9 protein-coding genes and 1 tRNA gene are annotated in these 13,079 nt (G+C 58.0%); 7 read left to right on the top strand and 3 right to left on the bottom strand.

What is annotated here, in order from left to right; translation table 11 throughout:
* Both VL547_RS11375 and VL547_RS11370 read right to left on the bottom strand, forming a co-directional pair.
* On the bottom strand, nucleotides 1–1,735 hold a 1,735-nt coding region (locus tag VL547_RS11375; RefSeq protein ID WP_325577792.1), incomplete at its 3' end, for an ABC transporter permease.
* Nucleotides 1,736–1,980: 245 nt separating this feature from the next.
* Nucleotides 1,981–2,054: transfer RNA gene (locus tag VL547_RS11370), tRNA-Arg, on the bottom strand.
* Between the two features lie 62 nt (nucleotides 2,055–2,116).
* Here VL547_RS11370 and ung point away from each other — a divergent pair.
* Both ung and VL547_RS11360 read left to right on the top strand, forming a co-directional pair.
* Nucleotides 2,117–2,788 (top strand): uracil-DNA glycosylase, encoded by a 672-nt coding sequence (ung, locus tag VL547_RS11365; RefSeq protein WP_325577791.1) that lies wholly within the window; start codon nucleotides 2,117–2,119, stop codon nucleotides 2,786–2,788.
* Between the two features lie 75 nt (nucleotides 2,789–2,863).
* Entirely contained in the window at nucleotides 2,864–3,634 is a 771-nt protein-coding gene (locus VL547_RS11360; protein WP_325577790.1) for a lysophospholipid acyltransferase family protein, read from the top strand.
* A 112-nt stretch (nucleotides 3,635–3,746) separates the two neighbouring features.
* Here the strand turns inward: VL547_RS11360 and VL547_RS11355 are convergent, their stop codons facing one another.
* A complete protein-coding gene (locus VL547_RS11355) occupies nucleotides 3,747–6,389 on the bottom strand; it encodes a putative LPS assembly protein LptD (protein WP_325577789.1) in 2,643 nt (880 codons plus the stop codon).
* A gap of 212 nt (nucleotides 6,390–6,601) precedes the next feature.
* Here VL547_RS11355 and VL547_RS11350 point away from each other — a divergent pair, with 212 nt between their 5' ends.
* The 5 genes from VL547_RS11350 to VL547_RS11330 form a co-directional block, all read left to right on the top strand.
* Nucleotides 6,602–7,597: an N-acetylmuramoyl-L-alanine amidase gene (locus tag VL547_RS11350; protein WP_325577788.1), complete on the top strand. Its 996-nt coding sequence runs from the start codon at nucleotides 6,602–6,604 to the stop codon at nucleotides 7,595–7,597.
* Nucleotides 7,598–7,709: 112 nt separating this feature from the next.
* Nucleotides 7,710–8,717: an MlaD family protein gene (locus tag VL547_RS11345; RefSeq protein WP_325577787.1), complete on the top strand. Its 1,008-nt coding sequence runs from the start codon at nucleotides 7,710–7,712 to the stop codon at nucleotides 8,715–8,717.
* Complete coding sequence (locus VL547_RS11340; RefSeq protein ID WP_325577786.1) at nucleotides 8,714–10,384, top strand: OstA-like protein; 1,671 nt, start codon at nucleotides 8,714–8,716, stop codon at nucleotides 10,382–10,384. The genes VL547_RS11345 and VL547_RS11340 overlap by 4 nt, the downstream gene beginning before the upstream one ends.
* Nucleotides 10,385–10,471: 87 nt before the next feature.
* Entirely contained in the window at nucleotides 10,472–12,001 is a 1,530-nt protein-coding gene (locus tag VL547_RS11335; RefSeq protein WP_325577785.1) for an NAD(P)H-hydrate dehydratase, read from the top strand.
* Nucleotides 12,002–12,037: 36 nt separating this feature from the next.
* A partial coding sequence (locus tag VL547_RS11330; protein ID WP_325577784.1) for a sodium/proton-translocating pyrophosphatase occupies nucleotides 12,038–13,079 on the top strand: 1,042 nt, incomplete at its 3' end.

Raw genomic sequence — 13,079 nt, 5'->3', positions numbered from 1 at the left:
GCACAGCGGCTTCGTTGACAAGGATGCCCGACGAGTCGGTAGGAAACTCATGCGAGAAATTCCGGCCTTTCACCACCTGCATGCCAAGCGTTGGAACAAAATGTTCGTCGATGTCCAGGTCAGTCATGACGATGAGAGATTTGCTGTCCGTGGTGGCATTCCGGAACCAGCCGGTTTCGTTATAACCACTTCCCTGGGTGGGCAGATCGCTTGCGAGAGTCGCATCGGCGACACCCGGCAGTTGGAGCAGCTCTTTGCGGAACGTCTTTATTTCGTCGCCCACTGACGCGGTGTTTTGCACAACGAGTACCTGGTCGCGGTCAAACCCTATCTCGCGGCTGCGGATATAGTTTAACTGCCGGTAGATGACGAGTGTTCCAATGATCAGTCCAATGGAGATAAAAAACTGGAAGACGACGAGGGGGCGGAGGAGCCAGCTATTTCTGAAACCCGTGGCGATGGAGCCCTTGAGCACTTTTATCGGCCGGAAAGACGACAGGTAGAAAGCCGGGTAGCTGCCGGCAAGACAGCCAACCAGGAAGACGAGCGCGACCAGCAGCCCGAGGAAACGGGGCGTGAAAAGGATGTCCGCGTGGAGGTTTTTTCCGGATAGCGTATTGAACATAGGCAGGAAGACCAGCACGAAGCCAAGCGCCAGGAGCAGGGAGATGAAAGTGAGGAGAATAGACTCCGTGAGGAACTGCCCGATGAGATTTCGCCGGGTAGAGCCGGCTACTTTGCGGATGCCTACTTCTTTGGCGCGGTTGGCCGACCTGGCTGTGCTCAGGTTCATGAAGTTCACGCAGGCGATGATCAGGATGAGGATCGCGATGAATGAGAAGACATAGATATAGCTGCTATTGCCGCCCGCCTCGAATTCAAACGATTTATTCGAATGCAAATGAATATCGGTGAGCGGTGTCAGGTGATAGCGGAGATGGCCGCCCTGCTGTTTCATGGCTTTAGCATCGATATGCAGCACGTCCCCCAATTGAGGATAGACATATGTTTTGACGTCGGCATCTACGCGATCCTGCAAAAAGGATGGGTCTATACCTGGGCGCGCGAGGATAAAGCTTTGTGCGGAGTTTTGGACCCATTTGCCTTCGTCGCCACTCCAGGAATCATGCAGGGGGCGGATAAAGCTGAAGTGAAAACTCGATTGCCGGGGCATGTCCTGCATCACGCCGGTGATCTTGCAGAGGGTCTTGTCGTCCAGCTCGAGTATCTTTCCGACTACATCCGTGGTGTTGAAATAGCGTTTGGCGGCCGATTCGTCGATGACGATCGAATGCGGTTCATTGAGTGCGGTGTTGGGATCGCCTTCGATCATGGGCACCGTAAAAACCTTGAAGAAAGTAGAGTCGGCGAAGGCTAGGTGGTGATCCTGGACCCAGGAGCTCCCCTTGCGGATCATGATGTCCGTAGGTGAATTGAAATAGCTGATGCGCACCATTTGCTCGATCTGCGGATAGTCTTTTACCAATTGTACCGCCAGTGGTTTGGGGGAGGTGGCGCTGTTGAAGAGCGTATTATTGAGATAGATATCGGCGTCGAGACGGTAGATGCGTTCGGCATTTTTATAGTGCCGGTCGTAGCTGCGCTCGTCCGACACATATAAGACGATGAAGAGGCAAACGCTTAGTCCCGCGGCCAGGCCGAGGACGTTTAAAGCTGTAAACCCCGTGCTTTTCCTGAGGCTCCGGAAGGCGATCTTGAGATAGTTGCGGAACATGCGATGGTCGGTTTTATGACGAGTAAGGCAGCCAAATCATTAGGACGATCCCAAAAGAGTGCCGCGTATATAAAGTCTTGAAAACCATTTTTCTGTCAAGGCCTATGAGAGACCATGATGTTCGGTTTCGATACAGCAATCGTGCGGGAACGAGCATCGGCGGGAGTATGTGGGAGCTCGCCGACGCTACCGTATAAACAAAACTGCCGCAGCTATCGCTGCGGCAAGTCCTGGCGCCACGCTTGTGATCCGGATTGGATTCGAACCAATGACCTACAGCTTAGAAGGCTGCCGCTCTATCCAACTGAGCTACCGGACCGGAAAAAGATTGCCGACAAAGATAATTTATTTTTAGCTTGCGGGGCAACGGAAAAGCCAAATATGGACGTTAAGATCGAGCCAAGCTGGAAAGCGGTTCTGCAAAAGGAGTTCGACCAGGCCTATTTTACCGAGATCGTTCGGTTCATCAAGACGGAAAAGGCGGCGGGGAAGACCATATATCCGCCGGGCTCCCAGATGTTTCATGCGTTTGATGCGACGCCCCTGGACCGGTTGAAGGTCGTCATCCTGGGGCAAGACCCCTATCATGGGCCGGGACAGGCACATGGGCTGTGTTTTAGCGTGCCGGCGGGGGTGAAACCACCGCCATCGCTGGTGAATATCTTCAAAGAGCTAAAGGACGACATCGGGATGGAGACGCCTTCCAGCGGGAACCTGGAACATTGGGCCTCGCAAGGGGTGTTATTGCTGAACGCGGCGCTGACAGTGCGGGCGGGCGAGCCCAACAGCCACGCGGCGATCTGGGCGCCGTTTACGGACGCGGTGATCCGGACGATTTCCGGGCAAAAGAAAGGGATTGTCTTCCTGTTGTGGGGCAAGTTTGCCCAGGACAAGCAGGTGCTTATCGACGTGCAACGGCATCATATCCTGCGGGCGCCGCACCCCTCGCCGTTTTCGGCGGACCGGGGGTTCTTTGGGTGTAAGCATTTTTCAAAGACGAATGCGATTTTGGTGAGGGAGGGGCGGGAGGCCATCGATTGGAGGTTGCCGTGAGGCGGGGCGTGGGGCGGCGCCGTGAGGCGCTGGGCACACGAAGCGCGCTGGTTCGCGGAACAAAATCTAAAATTTATGAAAGGCGATAAAAAAGGACTTATTTCTCCAGACAGTTTCCTGGGCGCCATTTTGGGCAGGATTTTCGCGGTTTGGGGGGCGCTGATGTTTGTCGGCACGATGTTACTGATCGTAATACCGGTGGCGTTTAGTTACCGGGACCCGGGGCCCAGGGGGGTGGAGCGTTTCCGACGGTTGGGTCGGTGGTGGATCCATAGCTTTTTGCTGCTGTCGGGGTGTAGGATCAAGCGGGTCGGGGCCGGGAACTTCGCCAAGGGCGAAAACTATATCGTCATCGTCAACCACAATTCATTTATCGACATCCCCATCTCCACCCCGGAGATCCCCGGGCCGAATAAAACGATCGCCAAGGTAGAGCTGTCGCGGATACCTATATTCGGTATCATCTATAAACGCGGGTCCGTGCTGGTGGATCGCAAGAACGCCGAGAGCCGCCGGGACAGCTACCGCCTCATGAAAGCGGTCCTCGCCGAAGGCATCCACATGTGCATCTACCCCGAAGGGACACGCAACCGGACCAACCAGCCATTGGGACCCTTCCAGGACGGGGCGTTCCGTTTGTCCGTCGACACGGGGAAGGCGATCATCCCGGCGCTGTTGTTTAACACAAAGCGCGTACTGCCCCAGGGGAGCAAGACCTTTTTCTTCTGGCCCGGTCCCATGGAGATGCACTTTCTCCCGCCGGTCTATCCCGAGGGGATGGACCCGAAGGCGCTCAAGGAGAAGCTTTACAAGATCATGGAGGATTACTACGTAGCGCACGCGTAGGGGTGCGTTGGCGGCTTGGGCGCGGCGTGTGGGGCGGCTTCACGTGGCCGCGGGCAGAGCTGTGGCGCACACGAAGGTCGCGGCGGCCTCGTAAGGGGGCGCGGCCGAAGGCTTAGTACTGCGGAATCGAGTAGTACGACCTCGTGCGGTTGATGCGGAGGTCGCGGAGGATGCCACTCTTGGGGGAAAGGGTGATGGAAAACGACCGGTAATACCCGAGCGGCGTCACGTTTATGGCCATCTGCCAGCAGTGGAGGTTGCGGGCTACGGACGCCTGCAGGAACTGGAAGGTATAGGAGTCGACGCTGAAGGTGCCGCTGCCGATGATCTTCCAGTTTGGGGTGAGGTTGAAGTCGCCGTTGAAGTTGATGGACTGGGTCGTGCGGTTGGTCCAGCCCTGGAAGTTGGCGTTCTGGACGCGGCTTATGGTCAGCGAATAGGACAGGCTGAGGTGCCAGGGGATGTTGAAGTTGGCGAACTCGGCGGGGTTGCTGCGGATGTAATTGAGCTCCCGCTGGTCGTCGGACATCGCGCCGGGGTTGTTGAGGTCCTTACCGTTCAGGAGGGAGTCCTGGGCGCTTTCCTGGCCCTTGGACTTTTTAGACTCGAAGGTGGTGGAGGCGGAAACGTAACCGCTCACGAAGCGGCCGGGGGAAAAACCATGGCCGCCGGACCATACATATTTATCGACCCGGTTGCCGGCGGCGTTGACCTGGTAAGGGTCGAGGGTGGCGCCGCCCGCCACATTGATCTTGTTGAACAGGTTGCTGTGGGCGTATATCGTCCAGTCGGACAGCTTGAAGGAGTCGGCGACCAGGTTATAGTTGCCGGAAAAACCAAAGGCGTCGAGCAATTTAACCTTTTTGTAGGGCGTGTTCCCGGTGGTGTCCTTGCTGTTGCGGACCTTCATCTCGAGGTTGTTGTCGAGCTGGAAGTTGATACCGCCAAACGTTCCCTGGCCGTAGGGCGCAAACACGCCGCCGGCGTATTTGTTGAATGTCTGGAAGGGCGATACGGTCCCGCCGTAGGTAAGGGTGTCGACCTGGGTCGAATAAAAAGCGCCCTTGTTGAGGTCGGGCTGGTAGGAGAACCCGATGGTCGGGCGCACGACGTGCCGGATGGCCTTGATGTAGCCGCTGCCGAAGTTGAAGGTACCATAGGCCGCGGTGCTGGTGCTGATGCCGTAGGTCATCTGGCGCTGGGTATAAAAGCCCTTGATGATGGTGGTGTCCACCTTCACGGCCTTCTGGTCCCAGTGCAGGAGCATCTGCCGGGAAAACCAGGTCTCGTCGTAGCTCACGCTGGGCGCGATCTGGATGGGGCCGGCGGGCGGCAGGGAAAGGGTGATGGGTATGGTATGGTGGGCGCCCCACTGGAGGGTATCCCAAACCTGTTTAAAACTAAAAGCGGTGTCGTAAAATGAAATAAGACTCTGATAAGAACCGTTATACCCGATACCGAGGTTCTGGTACCACTTTTTGGGGCCGACCTGGTTCTTTTTCTGGAAGGGATAGACGGTATTGGCGGTCAGGTTGAGGTTGGGTAACGAGACGTTCCACAGTCGCTGCTGGGTGTTTTGGTTTTGGGTAAAGGCGGCGGAAAAGTAAAACGGGGTCCCGGTGAACGTTTTGGTATAGGCCACGGAGGACTGTATCTGGTTGTTGTAGACCTGCCCGACGTAATTGGTCTGGTATTGGTTGTACTTCGACGTCATCAGGTTCACCGAGGCGTTGAAGCTCTGGCCGGGATGGGCTTTGGCATCGGCGGAGTGGGCCCACTGGAGGTTGAAGTTGGTGGACTGCTGGTAGTCGGGGTCGCCCTTGAAGGCGATCTTGGTGTCGATGACCGAGAAGTTCACCGACCCGCGGTAGTGGTAGCGGACATAGTAGGACGGGTCGAGGTCCAGCTCCCAGCTGCCGTAAGAATAGATGTTCCCCTTGATGAGGAAGTCCATGTTCTGGCTGATCACCTTGTAGTACCCGAGACCGGTGAGACCGAGCCCCTGTTGGTCGTTGACGGTAAAGGCGGGCGGCAGCAGGCCGCTGTGCTGGCCATCGACCAGGGGGAAGATGCCGTAGGGGATGCCGATCGGGAACGGAATACCCTCGAATTCGGGCCGGGTGTAGCCGGTGATGGCGAATTTCCCGCTGATGTATTTGACGCGCTTGGCCCGGAAGGCGAAGTGCGGGGTGTCCAGGTCGCAGGTGGTGAACCGGGCGTTGTATGCGTAAAAGGTCTTTTCGTCTATCTTTTTGGACCGCTGGCTGTGGATGAACATTTCGCCCTCCTGGCCGTCGGCGTTGACGCTAATGCCTTTTTTGGACCTCATACTGTACCGCATGGAGTCGGAGGTGACGACGTCCTGGCCCTGGGTGAATTCCGGCCGTTGTACGAGGAGGCCGTTGGAGTCGAGCCCGGGCGCGGGCAGGGCGACCAGGATCTGCGTGCTCTGGTCCATCATGATGATACCGGACTTCAATTTGAGGTCCTTGTAGTCGGTGGTGGCCTGGTCGTACAGTAAAACGCGTTTGTTCGGTATGTCCAGGACCATCGAGTCCTCCGCCTCGTAGGTGATCGGCGCGTCGAGGGAATCCTTGGAGAGGGGGATCGACAGGGAGTCGATGAGGGGACGGCGGGTGGTGTCCTTGTGGAGCGTGTCCGGGGCGACGGGGGTTTCGACGCCGCCTCTGAGGGGTTTATAGACGGTATCCGGGGCCGTGATGCTTCCGGGAATAGTCTTTACGATCCTTGGCACGGTGTCTTGTGTCCCGGGGATCGGTCTTGAAAAGGTATTCGGCGCAGCTGAAATGATCGACCAACCTATCAGGGATGCGCTCGTAATGCCCGTCAAAAGATATTTATAGCTAAATTTGCGATGACTCCTCATATAGCATCGGGGGCAAAAATAGCCAAATGGGTACTATATTGCTCCGCAAAGGGGTGGTTTATGAAAAATATAACTAAGGCATGAAGCGACAATCCATAGGCATTCTGGCAGGCTGTCTGTTGCTCGTTCTGGCGACCGCGTCCGCCTTTATCGGGGGACCGAAAGGCGCCGCGGCGAAACGCCAGCTCCACAAGGGTATTAATACCATCATCGTGGACGCCGGTCACGGCGGGCATGACACCGGGGCGAAGGGCTCGTATTCCCAGGAAAAGGACCTGACCCTTCAAATCGCGATGAAACTGGGAAGGACCCTTCACGAATCCCTGCCCGGGGTCCGGATCGTGATGACGCGGACGACGGACATCTTTCAACCCGTAGGGGAAAAGGCGCAAATCGCCAACGACAACCATGGGGACCTGTTCTTGTGTATCCACTGCGACTATATGCCCAAGATCATCCACGAGTTCGAAGGCTACCGGAAACAGGCGTATTATACGGGGAAGGGCGCCAACCGCAAAAAGCATATACGGAGAGTGGCCGAATACCGGAGGTATGAGGTCGCCGATCCAACGCCCATTGGTACTGCCACCTTCATCTTCACCGCGCGCAAAGCGGACGACAAGGTCAAAACGGCCCTCGAGGGCCTGGGTGAAATCGACTCCCAGGACACCACCAACGCGGAAACGACGCTGCCGTCATCTCCCGAAGCGCGGATCGAGGCTATGATGTGGGCCAAGAATTACTTTTTCAAAAGCCTGAAGCTGGGGGGGATGATCGAGGACGAAATGGGTGACCGCAACCGGGGCGTCGAGCAACGCTATACCGGTATACGGGTACTCGAATCCACAAACATGCCCAGTGTCCTGGTCGAAACCGGCTTCCTGTCCAACAAGGGCGACGAGGACTACCTCAACAGCGACGCGGGTCAGCAGGAAATCGCGGATAATATTACCCGGGCGGTGATCAAATATAAGGCACAGGTGGAAGGGAAGACCGTCGAACAGGTCCAGGATTCCGCGCAGGCGAACGGCGGCGGCCTCAAGACGGCCGGTCAGAGTCAGCGCAAGAGGCGCTAGGCATGTGAGCCGTGTCGGCGGGCGCGGAAGAGGGCGCGCACGCGGAAAAGTTAAATTACGCAACGGGCACGGAATATGCCTTACTTTTGACAAATTATACTGACCACACCTGATGAAGATTACCAACGAAACAAAGGTGGGCGCCCTTGCGGCGGTTGCCATCACGCTGCTGATCCTTGGCTTCAACTTCCTGAAGGGCCGTAACCTGTTCTCCAATTCCAACAGGCTCTACGCCAAATACGCCAACGTAAACGGACTCGCCACCTCGAATGCCGTTATGATCAATGGGCTCCAGGTAGGCACCGTATACGATATCAAGCCGATGGACAAGAGCATCGACACTATCCTGGTTACATTCAATATGACGAGGGAGCTGAATATCCCCGATAATTCCGTGGCCATGATCAAAACCCCGCCCCTGGGGACGCCGGAGGTGGATATCGTCATGGGCAACTCCAGCCGGTTGCTGACCAAGGGCGATACGATCCTCAGCCAGGGCACGCCCGGTCTCCTGGACAACGTCCTCAAGACGTTCGACCCGGTGCTGACACAGGTCGCCCTGGTCCTGCACTCGGTGGATTCGGTGCTGGGCAAGTTCTCCGACATCCTCGACCCGAGGACGAAGGGGAACCTGCGGAGCCTGATCGCGGGTTTCAACAACGACGCGAATTCCCTCACGGTCACGATTGACCGCCTGAACGGTTTATTGGATAAGGAAAACGGATCCCTGTCCAAAACCATGGATAACCTGAACTCGTTCACCGGTAACCTTGCCAAGAACAACGACAACCTCACAGGCACCCTCTCGAACCTGAAAAAGACGACGGACCAGCTGGCCAACGGCGACCTGGGCAAGACCCTGCACCAGCTCGATACCAGCACGGCCGCCCTGGAGGGTATCCTGACCAAGCTGAACGGCACCAACGGTTCGGTGGGCGCGTTGCTCAACGACCGCACCCTGTACAACCGGCTGAACTCCACCGTTCGAAGCCTCAATACGCTCCTGGATGACCTGAAGGTGCATCCCAAGCGTTATATCAATATCTCGGTTTTTGGTAAGAAAGACAGGTCCACGCCGCTCAAGGCGCCCCTGAGTGAGGATAGTACGCAGCAGCGATGAGACGCGCAACAATTTTTGTTTGGCTGACCTTTATGGGATTGTCTGCCGTCGCGCAGCAGCAGGTGACGCCGCCGCCGGATACGTCGACGCGGGTCATCATCATTGTACACACGGATCAACTGACGCAAATCACGCGTGACTCGATACAGCTGGAAAAACTCATCGGGCACGATACGCTGTACGAGGGGCGCACCAAGCTGTACGCGGACAGCATGTACTTCAACCAGCGGGCCAACGAAGTGGAAGCGTTCGGGACGGTGCACATCAACGACAACGACAGCGTCAATATATACTCCCGCTATCTCAAATACTTTGCGACGCCCAAGAAGGCGATCCTCCGGCGCGAGGTGCGAATGACCGATGGCAAGAATGTCCTCACGACGGACTCCCTGGACTACGACCTGCCCACGCACGTCGGCACGTACATCAAGGGCGGCAAGGTGGTTAACGGGACGACCACGGTGACCAGCGTCAACGGATTGTACAACGGCAATACCAAGGACGTCATCTTTAGCCGGAACGTGCACCTGGTCGATACGGGATACCGGATCACCAACGACAGCCTGATTTATAATATGGAATCGAAAGTGGCCAGTTGGGCGGTGCCGACGGTGATCGACGACGGCAAAAGCACGATCCACACGAAAAAAGGATACTACGACCTCAAGCATAACCTCTTTTATTCGGAGGAAAGGCCGCGGATCGACGACAGCGCGGGGAGCGTGATCGCCGACCGGCTTGCCTACGACAAGATTTCCGGGGAGGGCGAGGCCCGCGGTAACGTCATCTATAAAGATACTTCCTCCAATACGGTACTGGCCAACCACGTTCAGTTCAACCGCCAGAAAAGGAACCTGCTGGCCACCGAGAAGCCGGTGCTGATCTTGCTCCAGGGCAAGGACACCACCTACGTGGCGGCGGATACCTTTTACTCGGACCTGGTACATCACCTCCGTACCTTCCGGAAAAACATGGATGCCCTCGGGGATACGAGCCTCTTTCCGCCGGGGTCCGATTCCAGCTATCATCCCCGGATACGGGACAGCGCCGCGCACCGCGCGATCGATGAGTCCACCGACAGCCTGCCGCCTGGCCAGGACAGCACGTTGCGCTTTATGATCGGCTTCCACCACGTGCGCGTTTTTTCCGATTCGCTACAGGCAAAGTCGGACAGCCTCTTTTATTCGGACGTCGACTCGGTATTCCGGTTCTTTTCCCGACCGGTGATATGGGCAAACCACAGCCAGATCTCGGGGGACACGATGTACCTGTATACCAAACACCAGGCCCCTACCCGGCTCTACGTCTTCAACAACGGCTTTATCATCAACAAGGTCAGCAAGGACTTTTACAACCAGATCCAAAGCCGGACGGTCAACGGGTATTTCAAGGATGGCGCGATCGACTACATGCGGTCCAAGGGGAACGCCCACAGCGTATATTTTGCGCAGAACGACAGCCTGCAATTCCTGGGGCTGAGCCTGGACGAGGCGGACGCCATCGACCTTTATTTCCTGAACCGGGAGCTCCATCGCGTGGTGTACCGGAATGGCGTGAAGGGCACGACCATACCCATGGGGCAGATCCAGATCGAGCAGACGCGGTTGCCGGGGTTCAAGTGGTATGAGGCGCTTCGGCCGAAAAGCAAGGAAGAGTTGTTCCAGTAGCCGGCGCGGCAACCGCTGCACGCGACGGCGGCAAAGGGGCGGGCGGCAAAATCGGGCTCTGTTTTTGCGAAGCATAATTAACAACAGATGAAAGTCTTTACCGGACCCCAGGTTCGCGCCTGGGACGCTTATACGATCGAGCACGAGCCCGTGCGGTCGCTGGACCTGATGGAGCGGGCGGCGCTGGCCTGTTGCCAATGGATCGTCGGGAACTATGCCCTGAAGGGAAGGGTTTGCCATATTTTTTGCGCCAAGGGTAATAATGGAGGCGACGGCCTGGCGCTGGCACGGCTTCTGCTGGAGCGGAATGTGCCGGTGCGGGTGTATATCCTCGAGTTCGGGAATTTGGGGACGGAGGATTTCCAGGCGAACCTGGCGGGACTGCACCCGCTGACACAGGACATTACTTTTATTCAATCCAGGGATGCGTTCCCGGGGCTGCCGGCGGACGCCGTGATCGTCGACGCCTTGCTGGGGTCGGGGCTCAACCGGCCGCTGGAGGGGTTGACGGCGGACCTCGTCCGTTTCCTAAACGGGAGCGGGCGACCCATCCTGGCGATCGACCTGCCCACGGGGCTGCGGACGGACGAGCCGAGCGCCGGGGGACCGGTGATACAGGCGGCGCATACGTTGACGCTGGGGAGCTGGAAGCTCGGTCTGCTCCTGGCGGAAAACGCGCCCTACTTCGGCGAGGTGCACCTGCTGCCGATTGGTCTTGACCCGGTGTATGAAGCGGAAACGGCATCGCCGCTGCGGGTGACAGACCTGGAATTGGCAAGGGGATTTTATAGACCCCGGTCGTCGTTTTCCCACAAGGGGACCTTTGGCCACGCGTTGCTGGTCGCGGGTAACGAGGGGAAAATGGGCGCCTGCGTGCTGGGCGCCCGGGCCTGTCTCCACAGCGGCGTGGGTCTGCTGACGCTGCTCGTGCCACGGGAGCAGGCGGTCATCGTCCAGACGGCGGTGCCGGAGGCGATGGCGCTGAGCGACGTCGACGCGGTAAAACCGTCGGCGTATAAAGCATTGGGCGTCGGGCCGGGGCTGGGCACGGATGACGCGGCGCTGGAGCTGGTCGAGCGTGTACTGGGGCTGGCGGCGCAAATACAACCCGAGACGGGGACTGCCGGAGGCAAGGTGGTGATCGACGCGGATGCCCTTAACCTGTTAGGGACCAACCCGCGACTTTGGGCCAAAGTGCCCAGGGGCTCCATCCTGACGCCACACCCCAAGGAATTCGAACGACTGTTCGGGCCGGCGGCCAACGACTTCGAACGAGTCAGGATGGCGCTGGAAAAGGCGGCGGAGCACCGCTGCGTCATCGTGCTGAAGGGGCACCGGACACTGGTCGCCACGCCTGACGGTTCCGGCTACTTCAATACCACGGGGAATGCGGGCATGGCCACCGGCGGGAGCGGTGACGTGCTGACGGGCATCCTGACCGGGCTTTTGGCCCAGGGGTACCCGAGCCAGCAGGCGGCGGTGCTGGGGGTCTATCTCCATGGGCTGGCAGGTGATATGGCGCTCGATTCGGCCTCCATGGAAAGTTTGACGGCGTCCGGAATTGTGGATGGAATGGGGAAAGCCTTTAAACATTTGGGGGCTGGGACCGTATTATAGGACGGTTTCCCCTATTTTTGCCGTCATTTTATTGCTATGAGTAATATTGTCTACCTGGTTCCGGCGGCCGGTATTTTAGGCCTTATCTACACCTTTATCCGTTTTAACTGGGTCGCGCGGCAGGACGCCGGTAACGACCGCATGAAGGAAATCGCGCAGCATATTGCCGAAGGCGCCATGGCCTTCCTCAAGGCTGAATATAAGATCCTCTCTTATTTTGTCATCATCGCCGGTCTGCTCCTGGGGTACATGGGCAGCCAGAACGAAAATTCCAGCCCCTTTATCGCGGTAGCCTTTGTCCTGGGGGCGGTATTTAGCGCCCTGGCCGGGTTTATCGGGATGCGGGTGGCCACCAAGGCCAATGTCCGTACCGCACAGGCGGCCCGGACGAGCCTGAGCCGCGCGCTTAATGTTTCGTTTACAGGGGGGTCCGTCATGGGACTCGGGGTGGCCGGTCTGGCCGTCCTCGGTCTGGGAGGCCTCTTTATCATATTGATCCGGGTTTTTGCGCCCGACGTCATGGCCACCGCACCGGAAGTTACCAAGGCGATCGAGGTCCTGACGGGCTTTTCGCTGGGCGCCGAGTCGATCGCGCTCTTTGCCCGGGTGGGCGGCGGTATCTATACCAAGGCCGCCGACGTGGGCGCCGACCTCGTGGGTAAGGTGGAAGCCGGTATCCCCGAGGATGACCCGCGCAACCCCGCCACCATCGCCGACAACGTAGGCGACAACGTGGGCGACGTAGCCGGTATGGGCGCCGACCTTTTCGGCTCCTATGTAGCCACCGTCCTGGCGACGATGGTCCTGGGTCACGAGGTTCAGGCCACCGACAACTTCGGGGGCTACTCCCCCATACTGCTGCCGATGCTGATCGCCGGCGCGGGGATCATTTTCTCCATGATCGCGACCTTCTTCGTCCGCATATCCGACGCGGCGGGCATCAGCACGCACGCGGTACAACGGGCGCTCAACATGGGTAACTGGGGGTCGATCATCCTGACCGCCATCGTCGCCTATTTCCTGACCACCTGGCTGCTGCCGGACGGCGAGCTGGTGCTCCGCGGCGTTCCGTTCACCA

Origin of the sequence: Dinghuibacter sp., from assembly GCF_035492835.1 — a bacterium.
In the GTDB taxonomy this organism is placed as follows: Bacteria; Bacteroidota; Bacteroidia; order Chitinophagales; family Chitinophagaceae; genus Dinghuibacter.
The sequence above is the reverse complement of the archived record's forward strand: the minus strand, read 5'-3'. Positions and strand labels throughout refer to the sequence as shown.